The organism is Candidatus Thermoplasmatota archaeon (assembly GCA_022848865.1).
GTDB lineage: Archaea > Thermoplasmatota > Thermoplasmata > RBG-16-68-12 > JAGMCJ01 > JAGMCJ01.
Genome location: JAJISE010000032.1, coordinates 1 through 23,324 on the forward strand (window position 1 = coordinate 1; position 23,324 = coordinate 23,324).

Genomic DNA, 23,324 nt, shown 5'->3' on the forward strand with positions numbered 1-23,324 from the left:
TTTCAAAACGGGCAAGCAGATAGCCTCTATCCCGCTCGTGCAGGAGGACACGACACTGGAGGTCGTTCTGCGGACTCTGGAAGGAAGCTACAGGCACGTACGCTACTACAAATCATCCGATCAAAGCGGTCACTGGAAATCATACTGGACATTCAAGACATACCGCACTCTGTTCGACATTGACCACACGATGGGCTTCTGGATCGACATCGTCAAACCAGATGACCTCGTTGTGGCGGGTCTCGTTCCCGAGGTGACGCAGATCGAACTGGGCCATGGGTGGAACTTCGTGGGTTATCCGTCCTTCACTTATCGAGAATGCAGGATCAATCAAACCCAGGTTGGAGGAATCCGCCTGGTTTGTGGCTAAGGCGTTGGTATCTTCCGGCGTCGCAATGAGTATAGCGGGAAGTTCACGTCCCGCGAGCGGGTCAGAACACAAATTCTCCCACGCCCTGGACAGACTAGCGAAAAAACCAGGACTTCACGGCGAACAGTGCGGCGTGGGATCGATCATGATGATGTACCTTCATGGCGGGGATTGGGAAAGGATTCGAGAGGCGCTGCTCACGATCGGCGCGCCTACGACCGCCCGGAGTCTCGGCGTCACGGACGACGAGATAATCGAGGCGTTGGTTCACGCACACGAGGTCAACAAGGAGAGATACACGATCCTCGGCGATGGAGGGCTGACCCACGAGGCCGCAGAACATCTGGCCTCGATCACGAAAGTGGTTTAATAGGGGGTGAAAGATGATGGTCCTAGTCACTCTCATCGGCGAAAGGCAGGTCAAAGAAGGAAACGAGTTTGTGTATAGTGGGCCCCTTTCTGAGTGCAAAGACTGCAGGCTCAAGGGAGTCTGCTTCAACCTCGAAGCGGGAAAGAGATATCGGATCAGTTCAGTGAGGAGGTTGCACCACAGCTGCAGAGTCCATGAGGACGGCGTACGTGTCGTCGAGGTGGAGATTGTCCCCATCGATGCCACCGTCAATACGAAGACCGCGGTCGAGGGCTCTACGGTGACACTTGAGTTCCCAGAATGTGGGGAAATCGGTTGCGAGCACTATCGGCTCTGTCATCCTCTGGGGTTGAAAGACCGCCAGAAGGTCACGATCATTGAAGTGAAGAAGAAGGTCAAGTGTCCTCGGAAGCGCTCGCTCAAGATGGTCAAACTGGCCTGAAGAGCTTAACGCGAACGAGCTCTCCCTTCTCGACGAGCTCCGTGTTTATCGGAATCTCAATGTAGCCGTCTGCATCCGCGAGACTGGTGATGGCCCCCGACTCCTTGTAGACCGGTACCGCCTCTTCTTCCTCGATTCTGACCGTGAGCAGCTGCAGCCTGCCCAGACTTGAGACGACCCGTCTGGAAATCGGAACGTCCATATGGCGCTCGTTCTCCGGCGGGACCCTTGCCATCTTTCTGAGTACAGGAGCGAGGAGCGTGTAGGCGTTCGTCAGACAGGACGCTGGATAGCCAGGCATCCCCACGACAAGCTTGCCATCAACCTCCCCGCAGAGCGTCGGCTTCCCGGGCTTCACCTGAATGCCGTGGAACAGTATCTCCCCCCGTTCTTTGAGGATGTCCACGAGGATGTCTGTCTCGCCCACGGAGCTCCCGCCAGAGAAGAGGACAAGATCCTCGGAGAGTGCCTCATGGAGCGCCTTCCGCAAGGCCTCGAGTTCGTCCAAAACGATTCCCCAGGGGCGGGGCATACAGCCGTTCAGGAGAGCGACCTGGGAGAGCGTGTAGGTGTTGATGTCGTAGACCTGACCCTCCTGCAGATCCGCTCCAGGTGGCGCGATCTCGGCCCCCGTCGGGACTATGGCAACTGTAGGCCGCTCAAAGACGCTTAGCTTTTCGATCCCCAGGGCGGCAGCAACGCCGACGTTCGACGGGTCCAGATACGCCCCAGGCTTCATGACGCTTTGACCTGCCTTGATGTCCTCGCCCCTCTTGGAAACATCCTGACCAGGGTGGACGGGTGCGAAGATCTTGACGGTGTCGTCCGTGACCTCGGTGTTCTCCACCTTCACGATTGCATCCACGCCGTCAGGGAGCTTGGCGCCGGTCGCGATCTCGATGCACTCTTCGTTCTTGACGACTGCGCCAGATGGGTGCCCCGCCAGTGACTTCCCAACAACGCGGAGCTCCACGGGATCGAACTTTCCCGCCGGGAACGTGTCCTCTGCCCTCACGGCGAACCCGTCCATCGCCGAGCGGTCAAAGGGCGGCACGTCCATATCCGAGACTATCTCCCGAGCCAGGACCCGCCCGCCAACGTCTCCGATGGATATCTCCTCCTTCCTTTCGACCTGCCTGACGCTCTTGAGCATGATCGTCTCGGCGTCCTCGAAGGACAACAGCTTGCTGAAGGGGCGCATCATTTCTCGAGTTCCCCCACGATGTGCGATATTTCGGGCAGGATTAGTTCCCTCATCGCCAGCTTGACCGCGCCCTCTGAACCTGGCAGACAGAATATGACCGTCGTCCCGATCGTGCCGGCGACGGCCCTGCTCACGATGGTGGCGGAGCCTATCTCACGGTAACTGAGGTGTCGGAAGAGCTCACCGAACCCGCTAAGTCTCCTCTCGAAAAGGGGCTCGACGACGTCGACCGTGATGTCTTTCCTGGAGACCCCGGTCCCGCCGCTGACCACTACGACCTGGGAACTCTCCAAGGCCGCCTCCAGAGCGTCAGCGACGGACGTCGCGCTGTTGGGGACGATCCTGTAATCTGTTACCTCGTGGCCTGCGTCCTGGAGAAGCTGGTTTATCGTGCTGCCCGATCTGTCCGTTTGAGCTTCCCTGGTGTCGCTGGTCACGATGATGGCGCATCTGACCTTCTCCGGTCCTTTCCTCCTGTGCTCCTCGAGACCCATCACTTCACCTTTGAGATTACCCTTATGCCCTCGATCCTCGTATGGGGATACTGCCCCGCTTGATCCTTCTCAAGATACTTCACCATGTCCCAGAACGTGAGGAGAGCAACGGTGACGCCGACCAGGGACTCCATCTCGACCCCCGTCTTGTAGTGTGCCTTGACCCGGCACTCGCATCGCACCCTGTCATCCAGGACCTCGAGCTCGACCGCCACGTTCGTGAGGGGGATCGGATGACAGAACGGGATGAGCCGGGGTGTGTCCTTGACCGCCTGGATCGCGGCCACCTCGCTGGTCTTCACTGGGTCGCCTTTCTTCGTCCGGCCCGCCCGAACTGCCTTTAGCGTCCCGTCCCTGAGTAGCAGAAAGCCCTCCGAAATCGCCCCGCGGCTGGTACTGGTCTTGTCCTGAATATCAACCATTCCGCCCATCTATATCTCCTTCTTCCACAAAGGAACGGTCCTCTTAACCTCTTCTAGCACCCACTCTGTCGCGGCGAAGGCGTCGGACCTGTGCGCGGCGGATGAGGCGATGAATGTGATATTGTCGCCCAAGGCGAGCCTCCCGATTCTGTGGACGATGGCAATGTCCAGGATCTCGAACCGCTTCTTTGCGGCTTTGGCTATTTCCCTCAGCCTTTCCATGGCCATCTCTTCGTATGCCTCGACCTCAAGCCCCGAGGCGACGTCCGGATCCCTTCTCACGACGCCAAGAAAGCTCACCACGGCCCCTGCCTCAGGGGCCCTCAACGCGTTGATTATCTCTTCGGGAGAGATGTCCTCGTTCTGAATGGATATCAATCAACCACCGGTCACTGGCGGTAGGATCCCGACCTCATCCCCGTCACTAAGTGTTGCGCCTGGGTCGGCATATTCCTTGTTGACAGAGTAAATCATGGAGTCCCTGTGAGCCTTCAGTCTCGGATACGTGCCCAACAGCTCGGTCACGATGTCCTCCACCGTTGAGCCTGCTCCAACCTCCATGACAATGTCCCTCTCACCGACAACCTCGCGGAAGGTCGCGAACAACTTCAAGTGTATCCTCATTTGGCCACCCAGTAAGGTCTCCGCTTCCTAATCGCTTCCTCGAACAGGGCGAGCAGCTCGCTATCCGAGGCTCCTGCCCGAAGCGGGGAGAGGAAGTCTATCATTCCGTCACCGGTCATCAGACAGGGTTTCAGCATGCCGTTCGAGGTGGCCCTGATGCGGGTGCAGTTCATGCAGAAGCTTTCCCTTCCGACAGATCTCACGATTTCTACACTAACTGTGGAGCCGTTGTGGGGAACTGTGTACCTCCTCCGATCATGAAGCTCGTTTCTCTCCAGGCGTGTCGCGCACGCCGCGAGGGAGCTCTCTATCTCACCGAGCGGGCAGAAGTACCCCCTGAGTCCGTCACCGCCATTTCCGTCCACGGGGCTCAGCTCGATTAGCTGTAGAATCGCCCCTTTTGAGCTTGCGAAATCGAGAAGCTGTGGCAGGTGTGAGATGTTCATGCCATTGAGCATCACCATGTTTATCTTGAGGGGTCTGAGACCCGCCTCGATAGCTCTGTCGATCCCGTGAATGACGCTGTCTATCTCATCTGCCCCGGTAATTGCCTCATACAGCCTCGGGTCCAGCGTGTCCAGACTCACGTTTATTCTGTCCAGGCCCGCCTGTTTCAGATCTTCTGCCCGAGAGGCGAGAAGTGTGCCATTCGTCGTCATAGAGACCTCATCGAAGATCTCCGCCCCAGTGTGCACGAGTTCGACTATGTCCCCTCTCATGAGCGGCTCACCTCCAGTAATTTTGAGCTTCTTGATTTCCACGGCACGTGCGATTTCGAGGAGTTTACGAATCTCTTCGGCGGTCATCTCTGCGTCTGATGTTGATTGGCCTTCATGATGACAGTAGAAACATCTCTGGTCACATCCCGTCGTAACGGAGAGCCTGAGGCTTGTAACGCGTCTTCCAAAGGTGTCACGCATCGGGTTTCAGATGTTTGTCCAGAGAATAAACCTTTCGTATGGGAGACCCCTTCGTTTCCTGTGGAGATGGGATCGGGTTCTTCTGTAACTAGCACGAGAAGCGCTGATACTACAGTGCCCGAGAGGACGGTCATCTTCTGATGTCTAGCTCCTCTTTCTTCTCTACCAATGTCTTCCTATGTCCCTCTGTTAGGTAGAAGGCAAGCTCCTCGATTCTGTCCTGATCCCTTATGAATGTTGCCTTGCTCTTCGTGTCAATCAATCTCTCGAACTCTCTTGACATCCTGAGCGTTGCGACGAAGTAGTAGGCGGCCACCAGCAACATTATGGGTGCGATTACATCCAACCACACCAACCAGCCTCCGACATCTGTATGCACACGTTGGAGGAGGTCGGGACTCGTGTCAGGAAAGAAATTGGCTGTGATCACGATTACTGTGAGGAATGTTCCCAATATGAGGAAAAGGGCTGATAGCTCGAGTTTGAACTCCTGGAGAATCTTAACCATCTGAATGAGAGAATCGCTACTTCATAGAAAAAGATTGTTGTAGGACCCCGCTCTGCTATTCCAGTGGAAATGAAGGGGTCCCGGTGGGGGCAATTGTATGAAATCGCGCACCGAGGCATGGAACATCACAAAGTCACTAGTACTGCAAGAACGCAGGATCCGACGGGCCCCTCGAAAACCCTTTTATCGTGATGTCCTATATCCCCTCATAGAGGTTTTCGAACCCCTATTTATCGAGGAGGCACTATCAGTATGGGGATGACTCACTCAGGCTCATCAGATGATTCCATCGCTCAGAAGGGTGAGGAATGGGCTCCCGTTGCGGATCTCACGGGCAATGCCATCGCGGTTCTGGAAAGGAGATACCTCAAGAAAAACGATGTTGGAGAAGTGATAGAGACCCCACAGGAGATGTACGTGAGGGTCGCACGGAACATCGCTCATGCAGACGGACTCTACGACGAGCACGCGGACACCGAGAAGACAGCGAAAGAGTTCTACAAGATGATGACGGCCCTCGAGTTCGTGCCCAATTCCCCGACGCTCATGAACGCCGGACGGGATCTGCAGCAGCTCTCTGCGTGTTTTGTGTTGCCGATCGAGGACTCGATGGAGAGCATCTTCCAAGCCCTCAAGGACACGGCCCTCATACACAAGAGCGGAGGCGGTACAGGTTTCTCCTTCTCAGCGCTGCGCCCGAAGAACGACGTTGTCCTCTCCACCAAAGGCGTCTCGAGCGGTCCCGTCTCGTTCATGGGGGTCTTCAACGCCGCCACGGAGGCCGTGAAACAGGGGGGGACCCGCCGGGGGGCCAACATGGCAATACTCCGCGTGGATCATCCCGACATACTCCAGTTCATCACAAGCAAGCGAGACAACACGGCGATAACCAACTTCAACATCTCCGTCGGCTTGACAGAGGAATTCATGGATGCCCTGCAGAAGGACGGTGAGTATGAACTCATCAACCCACGGAACCGTAAGGTAATCGGGAAGATGAAGGCGAAGGAGATATTCGACCTCATAGTCGACATGGCGTGGACCAATGGGGAGCCTGGGATAATCTTCCTCGATCGGTTGAATGAGGGCAACCCCACGCCGGAGCTGGGCGTGATAGAGAGCACGAATCCATGTGGCGAACAGCCGCTACTTCCGTACGAATCCTGCAATCTCGGGTCGATTAACCTCTCAAGGATGGTCGTGAACGGTGAGATCGATTGGGGCAAGCTCAAGGACACGGTCCACAAGGCCGTTCACTTCCTTGATAACGTCATCGACATGAACAGCTACCCACTGGAGACGATCGAGGAAATGACCCAGGGGAACAGGAAGATCGGCCTCGGTGTCATGGGCTTCGCTGATCTGCTTATCATGCTCGGGATTCGGTACGACTCCCAAGAAGCGACGGACGTGGCGGAGAAAGCCATGAGCTTCATCGAGACGGAGTCCAGGAAGGCATCCGTGGAACTCGCAAGGACCCGCGGCGTGTTCCCGAACTTCACCGGGAGCATCTTCGACGTTCCCGGCGGGGAGAGGGTGCGGAACGCGACCACGACGACGATAGCACCCACGGGCACAATCAGCATCATCGCTGGATGTTCTGGCGGAATCGAGCCGCTCTTCGCGGTGTCGTTCATACGGACGGTCATGGACGACGACAAGCTGGTTGAGGTAAACTCCCTGTTCAAGGAGAGGGCGATGAAGGAGGGGTTCTACTCGGAGGAGCTGATGAAGAAGATCGCGGACAGGGGCTCGATCCACGGTATGGACGACGTTCCCGACCATATCCAGAAGCTGTTCGTGACGGCCCACGATGTGTCCCCTGAGTGGCACATCGGCATGCAGGCCGCGTTCCAGCGACATACGCACAACGCGGTATCGAAAACGGTCAACTTCCCCAACAGCGCGACGAGGGAGGACATATCCCGGGTGTACAAGCTCGCATACGACCTCGGCTGCAAGGGGGTCACCGTCTACCGCGACGGCAGCCGCGACGCACAGGTCCTATCGACTGGCCAGACGACGAAGTCCAAGGAGGAAGCCGAAAGGAAGCTTCATCCGAGGCCTAGGCCCTCGATTACGATGGGCTCCACGATTAAAATGAGGACGGGATGCGGGACGCTTTATGTGACGATCAACGAGGACGAGCACGGTGTGTGCGAGGTCTTCTCCCAGATGGGGAAGTCCGGTGGTTGCGCGATGTCCCAGTCCGAGGCTGTCGCGAGACTCATCTCACTCGCTCTACGGTCCGGGGTCCGGGTGGAGCCACTCATCAGGCAGATCAAAGGGATCCGCTGCCCCTCTCCTCTGATGGGAAAGGGCGGTATCATCCTCTCCTGCCCAGACGCAGTCGGGAAGGCCCTTGAGAGGTACATGAAGCGGAAGCATGCCATGGAGGCGGGCGAGCCCATAGAGGAGGCCACCACCCTGGACAGGTTCGCACCCGAGCCTATCTTCAGCGGGAACGTCGTGGGCGTTTGCCCAGACTGCGGAGCGGCCCTCGTTCACGAAGGCGGGTGCATGGTCTGCCGCTCCTGCGGGTACTCCAAGTGCGGTTGAAACCTCCCGAAGTACGCCAGGTGCGCCTCGCATGAGCAATCGGACGAGCCGAACCCCTTGGCAACAATCGTACCACGATCCGTTTCGAAGACCTTTCTGTTTATGCCGCACTCCTCCCTCTCATCCGAGGGAAATAGAACGGCCCTCACGATTTCCGCCTCGCGGAGGAAGTGATCGATGTGCCATTTCATCTTCTTCTCCTGGCGGAAGTGCCTTTCCACCCTCTTTTTCAGGTTCACCATCGAGGAGCCGGTGTACGCGTAGAATCCGGCGGGAAAGGAGACCGTGCCCAGCGCTCCTATCCTAATGTCCCTGTCCTCGCTAAGGCGGATGAGGAGAACGTACGCGCCCTTCACGGCCCGAGTATCGAGGGTCTACCCGAAATCATTTTCCCCCTTCTGAGTGCTAAACGTTAAATCCACCATCGTCTTCATGGGCAGTTGCACGGTTGCGTGCAAGCCAAAGGAGTGTCTGAAATGGCAACGAAAGAACTGAACCCGTTCAAGATAGCGCAGAGGCAGCTGAAGATCGCGACAGAGAAGCTGGGCTATCCTGACGAGATATATCAGGCTCTCGCGGAGCCCATGAGGACGTTGGAGGTCAGCCTAACGATCCGGATGGACGACGGAGGTCTGAGGACCTTCAGGGGTTTCAGGTGTCAGTACAATGACGTCAGGGGCCCGTGCAAGGGGGGGATAAGGTATCATCCGGACGAGACCGTGGATACCGTGAAGGCCCTGGCCGCGTGGATGACGTGGAAGTGCAGTGTGGTCAACATCCCTCTTGGAGGGGGCAAAGGCGGAATAATCTGCAATCCCAAAGAGATGTCACCCGGTGAGATCGAGAGACTGAGCAGGGCGTACATAGACCAGGTGGGTAGGATAATCGGACCTGCGAAGGATGTTCCCGCTCCCGACGTCTACACGAACCCGCAGATAATGGCCTGGATGATGGATGAGTTTAGCAAACTGCACGGTTACAACGTTCCCGGGGTCATAACCGGCAAGCCCATTCCGGTGGGTGGCTCAGAGGGCAGAGGGGACGCCACTGCGCGGGGCTGCGTGTACACGACCCGAGAGGCGGCCAAGAAGCTCGATGTAGACCTCAAAGGGGCGACGGTGGCGGTGCAGGGCTTCGGAAACGCAGGCCAGTACTGCGCGCTGCTCATGGAGGAGCTGGTGGGAAGCAAGACGGTCGCTGTCAGCGACTCACGCGGCGGCATTGTGAACATGGACGGGATCGACCCAAAGAAGATCGTCGAGTGGAAGACCAACACCGGGGCGGTCAGCGGGTTCGAGGGCACCGAGGAGATAAGCAACAAGGACCTGCTCGAGATGGACGTCGACGTTCTGATGCCCGCGGCGCTGGAGAATGTCATCACCAAGGACAACGCGGGCGATGTGAAGGCCAAGATAATAGGCGAAGCGGCCAATGGACCCACCACCCCGGATGCTGACGACATCCTCTACAAGAACGGCAACTTCGTGGTCCCAGACTTCCTGTGCAATGCGGGTGGCGTCACGGTCAGCTACTTCGAGGGCGTCCAGAACGCGATGAACTACTACTGGGAGGAGGACGATGTCCACCAGAAGCTGGACAAGATAATGACGAAGGCCTTCTATGACGTCTATGACGCGCACGAGAAGCACAGCGTCCACATGAGGACCGCCGCTTACCTGGTGGCGATCGAGAGGGTCGTCGAAGTGATGAAGCTCAGAGGAATGCTATAACCCCAAGCTCTCGGAAACGAGCTCCGCTACATCCTTCACCTTCACACCTTCAACCGCATCCTTAGCCTTCAGGCCATCCTCTAACATCGTAAGGCAGTATGGACAGGCCGTGGCAACGAGGGACAGCTTCGAGTCCAGGGCCTCCTGGGTCCTCTCTTCGTTTATCCTCGTTCCGATGCTCTCCTCCAGCCACATTCTCCCGCCGCCTGCACCGCAGCAGAAGGACTCGTTCTTCGTCCGCTCGAACTCGGACGGGCCGCGCTTGGAGACGCCTTTCAGGATGCTCCTCGGCTGGTCGTAGACGTCGTTGTATCTGCCCAGATAGCAGGAGTCGTGGTATGCGGATCTCTCATCGAGCGTCTTCTTCAACTTGATCTTGCCGTCACGGACCAGCTTGTCGATGAACTCCGTGTGGTGCCAGACCTCGTACTCCCCGCCGAACTGCGGGTACTCGTTCTTGAACGTGTTGAAGCAGTGCGGGCACGGGGTGATTATCCTCTTCACGCCGTACTTCTTCAGGATCTCTACGTTCTCCTTCATGAGCATCTGGGCCTGATACTCGTTCCCGACCCTGCGCAGTGTCTCCCCGCAGCACTTCTCCTCCGTTCCGAGTATGGAGAACTTGACGCCTGCCTTCTTGAGGACCTTTGCCACTGCGGTGCTGACCTTCTTGTTCCGGTCGTCGAAGGAGGCCATGCAACCGATCCAGAGGAGGGTGTCGGTCGGCGAGTCCACCATTGTCTTGATGTCAAGGCCTTCCGCCCAGTCCGCCCTTGTGTCCCATCCGATCGGCCAAGGATTGAAGTTCCTCTCCATGTTCTGGAAGAACTGCATCAACTCCTGCGGGAACCTGCTCTCCATCAGGACGAGGTTCCTCCTCATGTCCACGATCTTGTCCAAGACCTCATCGAAGACCGGGCACACTTCCTGGCATGCCCTGCATGTTGTGCAGGCCCATATCTCATCGTCCTTCACGACCTCGCCCGGGATCGGCGGTCTCTCCACCTCGCCTCTCTTGTCTTCTTTGAGCCCGACCAGCTTCGGGCCGACCTCGTCGAGGTGGTCCCGCAGGTCCTGGAGAACCTTCTTCGGACTGAGCGGCTTGTCCGTCGTTGAGGCGGGACACGCGTCCTGGCACCTCCCGCATCTGGTGCACGCGTACAGGTCCAGCAACTGCTTCTGCGTGAACTCCTCTATCCTCGATACGCCGAACGTCTCCGCCGTCTCCACGTCTATCAACGGTATCTCTCCGTACGGCCTAGTGTTCTTCCAGAAGATGTTCCAGGGCGATGCGATCATGTGCAGGAGCTTGGAGTATGGTATGTACGCTACCGTGGCGAACGCTAACGCGAGGTGGAACCACCACATGCCGAACCAGATATCGTAGGCCAAGCCTCCCGAGATGCCGACCGCGAGGAAGAAGCCCCCAAAGGCATGGCCAACGGGGGAATACAGGGGATCCTGGCACCTCTCCAGTATGTCCTCACCGGTCAGCCCGGCCGTCGTCCTGCAGAGCGGGCCCATGTTGTCGACGTCATCAGTTGCGATCCGCAGTCCCTGCACGATGTATCCAGTCAGGAGGATGAGAAGGAGAGCGACCAGGACGATCGCATCTTCCCTCCTGTTGTCCAGTCTCTTCGGCTTGGTGACGTACCGCCTGAAGAGCGCCATCAGAATGCCGAAGATGGCGACCATGCCCATCACATCGAGCGCGAGGGCGCCGTAGAGGAACAGTTCGTCAAAGAGGAGGTGGACGAGGAGGTCCTCCTGCGTGAACACGACCGATGTCCCCACCGCCAGAACGATGAACCCCCAGAATATGAACGAATGGAATATGCCGGGGAACGCCTCCCTGAGCGTTCCCCTCTGTATCAGTCCAAAGGACAGGAGGGCCTTTATGCGGGTTCCCCACATCCCGGGGCGCTCCTCCTTTCTGCCTAGTTTGACCAACTTCCATTTCCTGTACACTCCGTAGAGAAAGAACGCGACCGTTATGGCAGAGGCTATCCACAGCACCCAGTAGAAGTCCTTCATCACCGTCTCCATTCCGTCACCACCCGCCAGGGCGACCTAATCGGTCTTCATCACCTTGATCTCTTCCGCCAGCTTGGGAACGACATCGAACAGATTCGCGACTATTCCGAAGTTGGCCATCTTGAATATCGGGGCCTCCGGGTCCTTGTTTATGGCGACGATCCATCTGGACGTCTTCATTCCCGCCAGGTGCTGGATCGCGCCAGAGATTCCGCAGGCTATGTACAGCGTCGGGTTGACGACCTTCCCCGTCTGTCCGACCTGCTCGGAGTGCGGTCTCCATCCTGCGTCGACCGCCGAACGGGAAGCACCTATCGCCGCGCCCAGGACGTCTGCCAGCTCCTCGAGCATCTTGAAGTTCTCAGGACCCCCCATCCCTCTTCCGCCCGAGACGATGATGCTCGCCTCGGTGAGCTCGACCTTCCCCGCTGCTTTCGTGACTTCGAGGACCTTGGTCCGCAGGTCCTTCTCATCGAATGTGACATCGACCTTCTCTACCGTCCCGTTGGACGGGCTCTCCGGCTCGGCAACGGGGATCACATTCGGGCGGACAGTCATGATCTGGAGCGGGCTCTTGAACCCGACCCTTACGAAGGCCGTCTCTCCCAGTACTGGGCGGACCGCAACGAGCCGGCCGCCGTCCATCACCACTTCCGTGCAGGAAGATGCCAAGGCGCCGTCGAAGCGGGCCGCGAGCTTCGGAGCGAGGTCCCTTCCATTGCTCGATGCGGCCAGTAACAGCATGATGGGCCTCTCCTTCTCGAAAAGCGTAGTCATGGCCTTCGCGTACGCATCCGGGGTGTAGTTCTCCAGAGAGGGGTGGTCCACAACCCAGACCTTGCTCGTCCACTTCTGCAGGTCAGGGACCATGCTCTCCACGCCGGACCCGATGAGTACGGCGCAGAGCGTGCCGCCTACCGCCGCACAGATCTCCCTGCCCTTCGTCAGGAGCTCGAACGTGACCCTCTTCAGCTTGCAGTCCGTGTGTTCAGCCAAAACCCATATGTTCCTCATCATGGCACCCCCTATAGGATCTTCACCTCCGCACGCAGGAGGCGGGCCAGCTCCTTGGCTGCCTCCTCGGCCTCACCCTCGATGATCCTCCCCGCCTCTCTCTCCGGCGGGAGGGACATCCCCATGGGCTGGATCTTCGAGCCCGCCAGGCCGACGGATGAGGGGTCCATGCCCAGGGATGCCACGTCCTTCTTGTCCACGGGTTTCGCCTTCGCCTTCATTATTCCTGGAAGCGAGGGATACCTCGGCGCGTTCAGGTCCTTCTCGGCAGTGATGACGGCCGGGATCGGGACCTCCATTCGCATGAACCCGCCCTCTATCTCCCTTGTGGCGGTCGCCTTCTTGGCGGCGTCGTCCACTTCGAGCGTCGTCGCCCCCGATATGTGCGGGATCCCGAGCAGCTCCGCGAGCGCCGGCCCCACCTGGCCACTGTTGTCGTCAGTGGCGACCTTCCCGCAGAGGACGATGTCATACGGCAGGCCTCTGATCGCAGTTGCGAGGACCTTTGCCGTCACGAGCGTGTCCGATCCCTCGAGCGCAGGGTCGCTTATGTGGACGCCCTTGTCCGCGCCCATGGCCATTCCGGTCCTGAGCGCCTCATCCGCTCTGTCGGGACCCATCGTCACGAGCGTGACCTCCCCGCCGTACTTCTCCTTGAGCTGCAGTCCCGCCTCGATAGCGTACTCATCGAAGGGGTTCACGACATATGTCAACTCCGATCTGTCGATGCTCTTCTGCTCCGCATCCAGCTTTATGGCTATTGCCGTGTCCGGGACTTGCTTCACACACACCAATATGTTCATTTGGCTCCCCGTTTGATGGCTATAGCCATGGCTTTCTTAACGTTTTTGGCGGGAGCTCCGTACCGCCATCGTGCCGTTGACGTCTTCCCGCCACCGCGAGTTCGGATTTCGACAATCGGTCCTCGGCGGGAGGGGTGCATTAGGTTTTTATTGTCCATATCCACTATCGGGACAGAGGCGGGAGGATCGGCGTGAGCTTCTTCGACGATGCCATAGTTGCACTACTTCCCATGATTCCGAAGGCTATCACGAAGCGCGTGGCAGGTCGATATGTCGCGGGGGCGTCCCTGGCGGACGCCGTCTCCACCGTCAAGCTGGTGACGGGCCAGGGCACGTGTGCGACCGTTGACGTCCTGGGGGAGAACGCGGAGAGCAGGGAGGAGGCCGAGGAGGCGACCTCGCTCTACATGAGAGCTCTCGCTGCCATCCAGAGCGAGAACCTGGACACCAACATCTCTGTCAAGCCCACACATCTAGGTCTCAGGGTCGACAAGGGATTCTGTCTCGGGAACATCGACAGCCTCGTGGTCAAAGCCAAGGAGATCGGCAACTTCGTCAGGATCGACATGGAGGACCACACGACGACGACGGACACGCTGGACATCTACAGACGGCTTCGCGAGAGCCGCGGTAACCTCGGCGTGGCCATCCAGTCCTATCTGAAGAGATCGGAGAGCGATGTTCGCGCCGTAGCGTCCCAGGACGCGAACTTCCGCCTGTGCAAGGGTATCTACGTGGAGCCACTGGAGATCGCATATCACAAGATGAGCGAGATAAACGAGAACTTCATGACGCTGTTGGAGATCATGCTCGAGGCGGGTGCCTACGTCGGGATCGCGACGCACGACGATGAGCTGATAGCCGCGTCCGAGAGGCTGATCGAAAGGCTGGATCTCGCGTCCAAGGACTACGAGTTCCAGATGCTGCTCGGGGTGAAGGAACGGACCCGCCGGGAGATAGTCTCCAGAGGCCACAAGATGAGGGTATATGTCCCGTTCGGGGAGGACTGGTACCCCTACAGCATGAGGAGGCTCAAGGAGAACCCGAAAATGGCAAGGAACACCATAAGGGAGCTTCTCAAGTGGGATAGGTTCCCCTAGAGCAAAGCCCCGATCACCATCGCCAGAAAGAGCAGGAAGAGGTAAGGGCTCGAGAACTTGAAGAGCAGCTTCGCGTTTCTTTCCGTAGGCCTCGCCACAAGAAGGAAGCCGAGCGCCAGGGCGGGGATGCCAAGGAGGACGGCAGAGATCGTGTAAACCGGACCGAGCCCGCCAAAGTAGGCCAGGGACAGGGAGATACCGAACATGATCAGGGTGGTCGAGGCGATGCACCTGAGCGCCCTCCTCTCGGACGTGACCACCGGGAGCATGGGGATTCTCGCCCTTGAGTAATCATCCTTGTGGAGGAGCGCCAGGCTCCATATGTGGCCGGGGGTCCATGCAACGACGAGGGAGAACGCCATGAGCGGGATGAAATCCACAGACCCCGTGATGGCGACCCATCCGCCGAGGGCCGGGAGACCGCCGCCGAAGCCGCCCAAGATGACGTTCCAAGAGGTTCTTCTCTTCAGCCCCGCGCTGTAGACGACGACCGTATCGACGACCCCGAGGATCCCGATGAAGAGGAACAGGAGACCCACGGGCACAGCAAGCACGAGACCCGCGACGACGAGCGTCCCGCCAAAGAGCGCCGCCCGCCTGTCCGGACGGATCTGGTCCCTCGGGATCGGCCTCTTCTGGGTCCTCTCCATCGCCCTGTCTACGTCCCTGTCTATGTAGCACGTGACCGCATTGGTCCCGGATGTGGTCAGGTGCACAGAGAGAATCGCGAGGACCCATATCGCGACACCGGGGTCGGCCTCCTCCACGAAATGGGCGGTGAGCATCATCGCGACCGACGTGAAGAGGAGCAGCGCCACGATCGCTGGCTTGGTGAGCGAGAAGTACGCTCGGGGGTTCATCTCGACGCCATCATGTTTGCAAACGTACTTGTATTTGTTCTTCCGTCTGCGAACGCTGTGGTGATTGCATGAGTGAGACAGGCCAGAATCTGAAGGACGCATTCGCAGGCGAATCACAGGCCAACAGGAGGTATCTGGCCTTTGCCCTGAAAGCGGAAAAGGAGGGCTTTCCCGAGGTTGCCAGGCTGTTCCGCGTCGCCGCCGAATCCGAGACCTACCACGCGTGGAACCATCTGAGGGCGATCGGTGCCATCGGGACCACAGAGGAGAACCTCCAAGAGGCCATGATGGGCGAGAGGCACGAGGCCGTTGAGATGTATCCCGACTTCATCGAGCAGGCCAACATCGAGGAGAACAAGTTGGCGGGAAGGTCCTTCACCTGGGCCTTGGCCGCGGAGAAGGTCCACGAGGGGCTCTACTCTGAAGCCCTGGAAGCGATGAAGGCGGGCAAGGACTTCGAGAGAAAGGAATACCATATCTGCCCGGTGTGCGGTTACACCATGGAGGGCGAGCCCCCGGACCGGTGTCCTCTCTGCAACGCACCAAAGGACAGGTTCATCAAGATGTAGGTGGTGTGATGGCTAAGTGGGAATGCACAGTATGTGGTTACATCTACGACCCAGAAACCGGAGATGTTGAATCAGGAATCGTGGCAGGAACGTCCTTTGAGGACCTTCCGGCTGACTGGATATGCCCCGTTTGCGGGGCTCCCAAGGAAGATTTCGTACAACTCGGCTAGCCCTTTTGCAGGGTGTACAGCCCCCGCGTCGTCGAGCTTCCAGCAGCAATCAGAAAAAGACAGGGCCCAGCCTAGACGGAGACTACGGATTTCACCTCTGGGATGCGGTCCTTGAGCACCTTCTCGATCCCCATCTGCAGGGTCAGCGTGGACATGGGACACGTCCCGCAGGCGCCCTTCAGCCTCACGGAGACGACTCCGCTGTTCTCATCGTAGTTCTGGAACTCCACGTCTCCGCCGTCCATTTGAAGGCCAGGACGGATCTCCTTATCCAGTACGTCTAGGATTTTCTCTCTCACGTTGAGACCTCCGTATGGGATATAACTCCGTTCCAGTTATTTCAACTTTCGCTGTCACTGAGCCGAGTGACATATTTAAGGGAGAAACCGTTGTGCCATTGATTGGCATGCCCATAAACGAAGACAGGCTGAGAAAGATGCAGAACCTTGGTCTCACGGAATATCAGGCTAGGATCTACCTTACCCTGCTCGACCTGGGGAAGGCGATCGCGAGTCAGCTGCCCTCCCTTTCCCGCGTTCCGAGGACAAGGATATACTCCACGATGAACCAACTTCACGAGAAAGGTCTCGTTGAGATACTCCCCGAGAAGCCGACCAAGTACGTGCCAGTGCCCATCGAGGCATACATCGAGAAGGTCGCAGAGAGGAAGAGGCTCGAGGCTAGCGAACTGGAGACCAACGTGGACGACTTCTCGCTGGAGTTCGCCATAACACCTACGGTCGAGGTGGCCAAGGCGGGCAAGTTCGAGGCCATTTACGGCAGGAGGAACGTCAGGGAGCGCCTGTCGAGAATGTACGACGGGGCGAAGAAGGAGATGATCTCAGTCGGTTCATGGGCAAGTCCGACGAGGCTCGTTCATGCGAGGTTGCCTTGGATCGAGGAGAAGTCCAAGGAGGGCCTGGTCCTCAAGTACGCCTTCCCAGTCGACTCGACAACCATGGAGGATGTGAAGATCCTCGAGGAACACATCGACGTCAGGACGATCGATATGCACCTGCCGATATACTTCATCGTCAAGGACTCAGAGGAGCTGTTGCTGTGCCATCCGATTCCCAACGATGAGGTCGTCCATCGCGGGGACGACATCGCCATATGGACGGACGACGAGGGCATAGTGGGCGCCATGAAGGCGATAGCCGAGAGCATCTGGAATGAGGGTTTCTCTCCCGGGTCGGCGAACATCACCGACACGCTCGTGGCATTGACGAAGAGGTATCTCGACCTGCTCGGCGTGAACATACTCCCCATCTTCAAGGCCCTCGGAAGGGAGGTGGGGATCGCCCTCGCCGCATCCATGAAGTCGAAGACCAAGAAGGAGCTCTTGGGCGAGCTCAGCGAGTTCTGGAAGGATCACGACCTCGGCAGGATCGAGATAATCAGCGAGGACCCCATGACCATCCGCCTCGAGGACTTCATCGAATGCGAGAAGCTGAAGCATATTGAGGGCGCCGGTTGCATCTTCGCAGAGAATGTCGTGAAAGCGATCGTGGACGAAAAACTGGGAGTGGACTGCGAAATCGAAGAGGACGAGTGCAGGGGGGGCCTCACGGGCAAGTGCCGGTTGACGGTCACCCTGCCATCCTAGCTCTCTCGATCTCCTTGCACCTTGCCCGCAGTGTGACCTCGCTGACGCCAGCGATCTGGGAGATGTCCCTCTGGGTCACGTGCTCTCCGACCTCGACGGCAGCCATGTATATCGCGGCCGCCACCGTGCCCAAGGGCGACTTCCCTGACACGACGTCCAGCTCCGGGACGGCGTCCAGGTACTCCAGTGCCTTTGAGCGCGCCTTCCTGGACAGGTCGAGCCTGCTGGCGAACCTTTCCAGATAATCCTTCGGCCTCGTCAGATGCAGGGTGATGCTCAGTTTCCTTGAGACCGCGTTGTAGGCCCGCTTCACGGCCTTCGTGTCTGCGTTCGCCGCCTTCGCGATCTCATCGAACGTGCGGGGCACATCATTGAGCCTGCACACCGCGTAGACCGCAGCGCCCATCACAGCGCGGATGCTCCTTCCCTGGACGAGTCCCGCTTCCCTCGCTCGGCGGTATATCCTGGCCGCCTCTTCCTTGAACGTGGGCGGCAGGCCGAGCGTCGAGGAGATCCTGTCAAGCTCCCTAAGAGCCTCTATCAGACCCCTCCCGCCGGGGATTCCCGCCCGGACGCGGTTGTGCAGCATCCTCATCCGATAGAACCGCTGCTTCGTCTTCATGCTGAGCCGTCTCTTCTGCGCATCGACATTGGCTTGTGGTATGTCCGTGGAAAGCCCCTTGTCGTGCACGAGATAGCTCATCGGCGGGCCGGTCCTGGCGTTGTTGGCCCAATCCTCCTGCGAATAAGAAGTCCATTCCTGACCATGATCTATGATGTTCTCATCTATGACCAAGCCGCAATCAGAGCAGACCACTTCGCTCCGTACATAGTCCGTCTCAAGGCGGTCGCTGCCGCACTCTGGACATGCGCGCTCCTCTGCGGGAGCTTGCTTCCTAACGATATGTTCATCCATGACGTTTGTCTCCTAGATCCCTCGCAATCGACCTCCACAATCGTGATACGAATCCTATGAGGGGATTCTCATCCTTCTGTTACTACTCTGTCCTGATAGCATTTAAGCAGTCCTTTGTCACCGAGTGGGGTTACAACGTGGGTAGTTGTCATTGTGTTGTCGCCCCCAATCCACTTGTCCTTTATCAGCCTTTCCCTTTTCGAACATTCAGAAAAGGTCCTCAACGACTTACTCTTGGAAGGATTCCTGAAGAATCGTTAAATACCGTTGATGGCCTGAATCTGGCCGGTATTCACTTGTCTTCCTACAATCTCAAGCGCGTCAAGGACCTCAGAAGGTCGTATTCCTCCAGGAAGGTCATAATCGAAGACCGGATCGATGACTTCAAGAGGTTCCTCGAGCAGGACGACGAGGACGTCTTCGCGGAGCTCTGCTTCTGCATCTGCACGCCCCAGTCGAGGGCGAGGTCATGCGACCGCGCCATCAGCGGGATGAAGAGGACTGGCACTCTTTACGGCGGCACCGAGGACGACATACACTCGGAGCTGAGCGGAGTCCGCTTCAGCGGGAACAAGGCGCGGTACATCCTCACCGCCAGGGAGCAGTTCTCGAGCGGGGGGCGCATCCAGATCAAGAAGAAGCTCACCGGGCACCTCGATGTCGAGGGGTTGCGTGACTGGCTCGCGAAGAACGTCAGGGGCCTTGGCTACAAGGAAGCGTCGCATTTCCTCCGCAACATCGGGCTCGGTCTGGACCTGGCCATCCTGGACAGGCACATCCTCAAGAACCTGGAGCTGGCGGGGGTCATCGAGACGATGCCTACGTACATGTCGAGGAAGAAGTACCTGGAAATCGAGGGGAAGATGAGGGCCTACGCGGAGGAGATAGGCATCCCGATGGGGCATCTGGACCTCCTCCTGTGGTCGCAGGAGACGGGCGAGGTATTCAGGTAGCCCGACTAGGCCGGGAAATCCCTCAGCGTGTCCGAAATCCTTCTCAGACCTTCCTGAAGGACCGAACTCTCGCAACCGAGCCCTATTCGGACGTGTCCCGCGAGACCGAAGAACTCCCCCGGCGGGACGAGCACCTCCCTGTCCAGGAGATGCTTGCAGAAGTCGAGCGTGTTCTCGAGCGGGAGCCTGGGGAAGCAGACATTCGCACCCGCCCACGGCGTCATCTCAATGCCCTCCTCCCTTGCCCAGTCGACGACTATGCGGGAGTTTTCCTCCAGAATCCTCCGATTGCGCGCCTTGACATTCTCCCGTTCCTGCAGGACCGCTACGGCCGCCTGCTCACCGAAGCTGCAGCAGGTCACCGCCATGTGCTCCCTCACCCGCCAACATCTCCTCAAGATGTCCTCTTCCGCGAGGATCCATCCGACCCGGAAACCTCCGGTCCCGTAGAACTTCGAGAGGCCCACGGTTGAAACCATCTTCCCGCCAAAGGAGAAAGCGTTCCTGGACGGGGAGTGCGCGAAGTCCATGAATATCTCATCGCACAGAACGTGGAAGCCCTTCTCCCGGGCGGTCTCGGAGAGCTCCTTCATGACATCGTCAGGTATCTGGGCGCCCGAGGGGTTGTGCAGGTTCGTGATCACTAGGAGACTCGTCGCGGGAGTGATCGAATCCTCCAATGTCGCCAGATCGAGCGGGAAGTCGATGGGCTTCCTGTCCACGAACTTGACGCTGGAGCCGAGCCCCTGGGGAATGGACGCGAGCGGCTCGTAGAAAGGCCTCTCGACGAGCACGTCGTCCCCGCGAGAGAGCAGGGCAGCGCAGACAAGGAAGTTCGCCTCGCTCGCCCCGTTCGTGACCAGTATGTTCTCGGGACCGGCCCCGCTCAGGTCCGAGATGGCGTCCTTCAGCTCCTCGATGCCCGTCAGGCTCCCCATGGCGAGGTTTGCCTTCTCGAGCCTCCCGCCAAAGTCTGGGACGTAGGGTGGCATGTTGCTGGAGGCGAGGTCGTACTTCACCTTCTCGTAATTGTCCAGGATCCAGTACAGAAGCTTGAAGGGCGGGAAATCGAGGGTCATGAGGCGGCATCATCTCCTCGACTTTTAACCTTGTCTCGGGCAATCTTAATCAGCCTTGAATCCATGCCTATGCGGATGGTCGACCACGCATCGAAGGGCAGGACCGCTGAGGTCTTCGACAGGATAGCGGAGCACTTCGACCTCACGAGGAGGTCGCCCTGGCGGGAGGTCGTGGATTTCGTCGAGTCCCTGGAACCCATGGACCTCGCGGCGGATATCGGCTGCGGGAACGGACGGCACATCCCCTATCTGGCCGAGAAGGCGGGAAAGGTTCTTGCGGTCGACTTCTCCAGCGAGATGCTATCTGTCGCTGAAAGGAACGTCGACCAGGCCGGGCTTGGCGGGAAGGTGGTCTTCGTGCTCGCTGACAGCTCCCGCCTGCCGCTCGGAGAGAGTATTCTTGGCGGGTTCATCTATATCGCGACGCTGCATCATTTGCCCACGGACGCGGAGAGACTGGTGAGCCTCGAGTCCCTGAGGCGGTCCTTGAAGAGCGGGTCTAGGGGAATAATCTCTGTTTGGGCCCTCGACCAGCCCCGCTTCGAGGGGCTCGCGGAAGCCGCCACGAACGGTGACATCCTCGTGCCCTGGACGATGCCCGACGGTAAGAAGATCGACAGGTTCTACCACCTGTTCCGAGAGGACGAGCTGAGATCGCTCATGGAGCGGAGCGGACTATCGGTCGGGAAGCTTCATAGGTCCAGGGACAACTACTTCGCGGAGGTGATTAGCGATTGACATAGTCCAGTTCTTCTCCGACCTGTTCGGCATGATATTCGCGGACGTCCTCTGCACGTTCGTATTCGTCATTGGCCTGGTTCTCCTCGTGATCATTGTCGTTGTCGTCCGCATCAGAAAGATGCTGAACTGGAAGATATGGCTGCACGGGGGGAAGTAGGCCGGATTTGTCAATTGGGGAAGCCTCATGGGATGCCACGAGCTTTTCCGATAGAGCCGGTTGTCCCTGCCTTCTCCGATTAGGCGGGCGCAGGCAAAGAAGATAAAACCCCCCGGAGACGGTAGGAGGATGTCACAAGGAAACCACAAGGATTCCTATAGGATGGATATAGGATGTATATGGGATGCTTATAGGATGGATATAGGATTCTTATAGGATTCATATGGGATTTGTATAGGATTTCCGGCGCAAGTCTATAGGATCTCAGGGGCAGGACCTAGGTATGATTGGAGCGGATGAGGGGCAGCTCGCCCTCTAGGGAAGGGCCCGTCCGCGGTGAATGGAGCGCCGCCACAATGCGAAATCAATATATGAAGTGGCCACAATTCCTGTCCACCCGGTGAGTGTTATGGCGGAGATTCCCAAGGATTTGAGATACACCAAGAACCACGAATGGGCTCGTCTGGAAGGTACCAGAGTTGTCGTCGGGATCACAGATTTCGCGCAGAGCGAGCTCACGGACATAGTCTACGTGGAGATGACCCGAGCGGGTGAGCACGTGGACGCCGGGGACGAGATCGCCGTCGTTGAATCCGTGAAAGCGGTGTCGGAAATATACGCTCCTCTCGCCGGAAGGATAGTCGAGTACAACACCGTGCTCGAAGAGAGCCCCGAGACGATCAACAAAGCTCCCTATGGCGACGGCTGGATTGCGGTGATCGAACTGGATGGGCCCGCGGAACTCGAGAACCTCATGTCCGCCAAAGACTATGCGGGAATCCTGGAAGAGTAGTCGGATGCTATCGGTTCACGCCTTCTTCACCAAAAGGAATAACTATCAGCGGTATGTTTTCAGCGTTGGGCTCATAGGGTAGTCTGGATTATCCTGCAGGCCTTCGGAGCCTGTGACCGGGGTTCGAATCCCCGTGAGCCCGTACGCTTTGGGGTTCGAAACTGTCTTATACCCATAGACCCATTGCATTTTCATGAAGCGACGCGGACGCGGTTCATGCTACAGAAAGCTGCTCGAGAATCCCGAGGTCCGTAGGTGGTATGACAACAATGCCAGAGGCTCTGTCGTTACAGCCGATGTGTATCTTCGACGTCTCGGTAACTTCTGTCAATCCCAGGATTTCACTCCCAAGAAGCTTGCTGCGAAGAGCGAAAAGGAGCTCTATGGTATTCTGCTGGACTACGTCAGCATGCTTGAACAAGAGGAGAAGGCGGGCTCTTACATCGGCTCCATAGTCAGGGCGTTGAAATCATGGCTTACCCACAACGACAAGGTGCTGAGAAAGAAGATAAAGATCAGAGCAGGAAACACGTTTCCGACGCTGAAGGATGAGAGAGTTCCGACTCCTCAAGAATTGAAGAAGATATTCCTCTCTGGAGACAAGAAGAGTCGAGTTGCCTGCGCCCTGGTGGCTCATTCGGGACTGAGGCTCCAGTCGTTGGGGGCATATCTGGGTGACGACGGTCTTCGAATAGGTGACATCCCCGAGCTCCGAATCCGAGGAGACGGCGTGGAGTTCATGGAGGTGCCCGCCATGATCGTCGTGAGACCAGAACTCAGCAAGGCGGGACACAAGTACATCACCTTCCTCTCCGAAGAGGGCTGTGATCATCTGAAGGACTATCTGGAAGAGAGGCTAAGGGAGGGAGAGAGCCTCAACAGGCGT

The 23,324-nt window shown here is 58.1% G+C and carries 27 protein-coding genes, 1 tRNA gene and 1 pseudogene; 14 read left to right on the forward strand and 15 right to left on the reverse strand.

The window, feature by feature from the left end; genetic code table 11:
* The 3 genes and pseudogenes from LN415_06760 to LN415_06770 all read left to right on the forward strand — a co-directional run.
* Positions 1-370 (forward strand): hypothetical protein (locus tag LN415_06760; protein MCJ2556795.1); only part of this gene is annotated, 370 nt, incomplete at its 5' end.
* Positions 309-740: pseudogene (locus tag LN415_06765) on the forward strand (iron-containing alcohol dehydrogenase). The gene LN415_06760 and the pseudogene LN415_06765, both read left to right, overlap by 62 nt.
* Positions 741-753: 13 nt before the next feature.
* Positions 754-1,182, forward strand: a complete 429-nt coding sequence (locus LN415_06770; protein MCJ2556796.1) for a UPF0179 family protein — start codon at positions 754-756, stop codon at positions 1,180-1,182.
* On the opposite strand, the gene LN415_06775 is transcribed toward LN415_06770, so the two are convergent.
* The 7 genes from LN415_06775 to LN415_06805 form a co-directional block, all read right to left on the reverse strand.
* A complete protein-coding gene (locus LN415_06775) occupies positions 1,169-2,386 on the reverse strand; it encodes a molybdenum cofactor biosynthesis protein (protein ID MCJ2556797.1) in 1,218 nt (405 codons plus the stop codon). The two genes, LN415_06770 and LN415_06775, sit on opposite strands and share 14 nt — an antisense overlap.
* Complete coding sequence (locus tag LN415_06780; GenBank protein ID MCJ2556798.1) at positions 2,383-2,880, reverse strand: MogA/MoaB family molybdenum cofactor biosynthesis protein; 498 nt, start codon at positions 2,878-2,880, stop codon at positions 2,383-2,385. Before LN415_06780 ends, LN415_06775 begins: the two co-directional genes overlap by 4 nt.
* Positions 2,880-3,311 (reverse strand): cyclic pyranopterin monophosphate synthase MoaC, encoded by a 432-nt coding sequence (gene moaC, locus LN415_06785; GenBank protein MCJ2556799.1) that lies wholly within the window; start codon positions 3,309-3,311, stop codon positions 2,880-2,882. The genes LN415_06780 and moaC overlap by 1 nt, the downstream gene beginning before the upstream one ends.
* Positions 3,312-3,680: a molybdenum cofactor biosynthesis protein MoaE gene (locus LN415_06790; GenBank protein MCJ2556800.1), complete on the reverse strand. Its 369-nt coding sequence runs from the start codon at positions 3,678-3,680 to the stop codon at positions 3,312-3,314. It lies immediately after the preceding gene.
* Complete coding sequence (locus tag LN415_06795) at positions 3,681-3,926, reverse strand: MoaD/ThiS family protein (protein ID MCJ2556801.1); 246 nt, start codon at positions 3,924-3,926, stop codon at positions 3,681-3,683.
* A complete protein-coding gene (gene moaA, locus LN415_06800) occupies positions 3,923-4,846 on the reverse strand; it encodes a GTP 3',8-cyclase MoaA (protein ID MCJ2556802.1) in 924 nt (307 codons plus the stop codon). The genes LN415_06795 and moaA overlap by 4 nt, the downstream gene beginning before the upstream one ends.
* A gap of 130 nt (positions 4,847-4,976) precedes the next feature.
* Positions 4,977-5,354, reverse strand: coding sequence for a DUF3198 domain-containing protein (locus tag LN415_06805; GenBank protein MCJ2556803.1), 378 nt, complete (start codon positions 5,352-5,354; stop codon positions 4,977-4,979).
* Between the two features lie 258 nt (positions 5,355-5,612).
* Here LN415_06805 and LN415_06810 point away from each other — a divergent pair, with 258 nt between their 5' ends.
* A complete protein-coding gene (locus LN415_06810) occupies positions 5,613-7,913 on the forward strand; it encodes a vitamin B12-dependent ribonucleotide reductase (protein MCJ2556804.1) in 2,301 nt (766 codons plus the stop codon).
* Here LN415_06810 and LN415_06815 read toward each other — a convergent pair.
* Positions 7,859-8,269 (reverse strand): GIY-YIG nuclease family protein, encoded by a 411-nt coding sequence (locus LN415_06815; protein MCJ2556805.1) that lies wholly within the window; start codon positions 8,267-8,269, stop codon positions 7,859-7,861. The genes LN415_06810 and LN415_06815 overlap by 55 nt on opposite strands.
* A gap of 120 nt (positions 8,270-8,389) precedes the next feature.
* On the opposite strand from LN415_06815, the gene LN415_06820 reads away from it, so the two are divergent.
* Complete coding sequence (locus tag LN415_06820; GenBank protein ID MCJ2556806.1) at positions 8,390-9,643, forward strand: Glu/Leu/Phe/Val dehydrogenase; 1,254 nt, start codon at positions 8,390-8,392, stop codon at positions 9,641-9,643.
* Here LN415_06820 and LN415_06825 read toward each other — a convergent pair.
* Genes LN415_06825 through LN415_06835 form a run of 3 tightly spaced genes read right to left on the reverse strand, consistent with a single transcriptional unit; the run spans position 9,638 to position 13,494 of the window.
* Positions 9,638-11,689: a (Fe-S)-binding protein gene (locus LN415_06825; protein MCJ2556807.1), complete on the reverse strand. Its 2,052-nt coding sequence runs from the start codon at positions 11,687-11,689 to the stop codon at positions 9,638-9,640. The two genes, LN415_06820 and LN415_06825, sit on opposite strands and share 6 nt — an antisense overlap.
* Positions 11,690-11,713: 24 nt before the next feature.
* Entirely contained in the window at positions 11,714-12,694 is a 981-nt protein-coding gene (locus LN415_06830; protein MCJ2556808.1) for an electron transfer flavoprotein subunit alpha/FixB family protein, read from the reverse strand.
* Positions 12,695-12,702: 8 nt separating this feature from the next.
* Positions 12,703-13,494: an electron transfer flavoprotein subunit beta/FixA family protein gene (locus LN415_06835; GenBank protein MCJ2556809.1), complete on the reverse strand. Its 792-nt coding sequence runs from the start codon at positions 13,492-13,494 to the stop codon at positions 12,703-12,705.
* Positions 13,495-13,685: 191 nt separating this feature from the next.
* Between LN415_06835 and LN415_06840 the strand changes: the two genes are divergently transcribed.
* On the forward strand, positions 13,686-14,594 hold the full coding sequence (locus tag LN415_06840) for a proline dehydrogenase family protein (GenBank protein ID MCJ2556810.1): 909 nt from the start codon (positions 13,686-13,688) through the stop codon (positions 14,592-14,594).
* On the opposite strand, the gene LN415_06845 is transcribed toward LN415_06840, so the two are convergent.
* On the reverse strand, positions 14,591-15,556 hold the full coding sequence (locus LN415_06845) for a heme o synthase (protein ID MCJ2556811.1): 966 nt from the start codon (positions 15,554-15,556) through the stop codon (positions 14,591-14,593). The two genes, LN415_06840 and LN415_06845, sit on opposite strands and share 4 nt — an antisense overlap.
* On the opposite strand from LN415_06845, the gene LN415_06850 reads away from it, so the two are divergent.
* Together LN415_06850 and LN415_06855 are read left to right on the forward strand one after the other, a co-directional pair.
* Positions 15,523-16,023, forward strand: coding sequence for a rubrerythrin family protein (locus LN415_06850; GenBank protein ID MCJ2556812.1), 501 nt, complete (start codon positions 15,523-15,525; stop codon positions 16,021-16,023). The two genes, LN415_06845 and LN415_06850, sit on opposite strands and share 34 nt — an antisense overlap.
* 8 nt (positions 16,024-16,031) lie before the next feature.
* Positions 16,032-16,193, forward strand: coding sequence for a rubredoxin (locus LN415_06855; GenBank protein MCJ2556813.1), 162 nt, complete (start codon positions 16,032-16,034; stop codon positions 16,191-16,193).
* Between the two features lie 71 nt (positions 16,194-16,264).
* On the opposite strand, the gene LN415_06860 is transcribed toward LN415_06855, so the two are convergent.
* Complete coding sequence (locus LN415_06860) at positions 16,265-16,492, reverse strand: NifU family protein (protein ID MCJ2556814.1); 228 nt, start codon at positions 16,490-16,492, stop codon at positions 16,265-16,267.
* Positions 16,493-16,584: 92 nt separating this feature from the next.
* On the opposite strand from LN415_06860, the gene LN415_06865 reads away from it, so the two are divergent.
* Positions 16,585-17,799 carry a hypothetical protein gene (locus LN415_06865; protein MCJ2556815.1) on the forward strand — a complete coding sequence of 405 codons (1,215 nt, stop codon included), beginning with the start codon at positions 16,585-16,587 and terminating at the stop codon, positions 17,797-17,799.
* On the opposite strand, the gene tfb is transcribed toward LN415_06865, so the two are convergent.
* Complete coding sequence (gene tfb / locus LN415_06870) at positions 17,783-18,715, reverse strand: transcription initiation factor IIB (protein ID MCJ2556816.1); 933 nt, start codon at positions 18,713-18,715, stop codon at positions 17,783-17,785. The genes LN415_06865 and tfb overlap by 17 nt on opposite strands.
* 296 nt (positions 18,716-19,011) lie before the next feature.
* On the opposite strand from tfb, the gene LN415_06875 reads away from it, so the two are divergent.
* Complete coding sequence (locus LN415_06875; protein MCJ2556817.1) at positions 19,012-19,668, forward strand: N-glycosylase/DNA lyase; 657 nt, start codon at positions 19,012-19,014, stop codon at positions 19,666-19,668.
* 5 nt (positions 19,669-19,673) lie between these two features.
* Here the strand turns inward: LN415_06875 and LN415_06880 are convergent, their stop codons facing one another.
* Positions 19,674-20,747 carry an aminotransferase class I/II-fold pyridoxal phosphate-dependent enzyme gene (locus tag LN415_06880; GenBank protein MCJ2556818.1) on the reverse strand — a complete coding sequence of 358 codons (1,074 nt, stop codon included), beginning with the start codon at positions 20,745-20,747 and terminating at the stop codon, positions 19,674-19,676.
* 63 nt (positions 20,748-20,810) lie between these two features.
* On the opposite strand from LN415_06880, the gene LN415_06885 reads away from it, so the two are divergent.
* The 4 genes from LN415_06885 to LN415_06900 form a co-directional block, all read left to right on the forward strand.
* Positions 20,811-21,485, forward strand: a complete 675-nt coding sequence (locus tag LN415_06885) for a class I SAM-dependent methyltransferase (protein ID MCJ2556819.1) — start codon at positions 20,811-20,813, stop codon at positions 21,483-21,485.
* A 569-nt stretch (positions 21,486-22,054) separates the two neighbouring features.
* Positions 22,055-22,438 (forward strand): glycine cleavage system protein GcvH, encoded by a 384-nt coding sequence (gcvH, locus tag LN415_06890; GenBank protein MCJ2556820.1) that lies wholly within the window; start codon positions 22,055-22,057, stop codon positions 22,436-22,438.
* A gap of 67 nt (positions 22,439-22,505) precedes the next feature.
* A tRNA-Arg gene (locus LN415_06895) sits at positions 22,506-22,580 on the forward strand.
* A 51-nt stretch (positions 22,581-22,631) separates the two neighbouring features.
* On the forward strand, positions 22,632-23,324 hold a 693-nt coding region (locus tag LN415_06900), incomplete at its 3' end, for a site-specific integrase (GenBank protein MCJ2556821.1).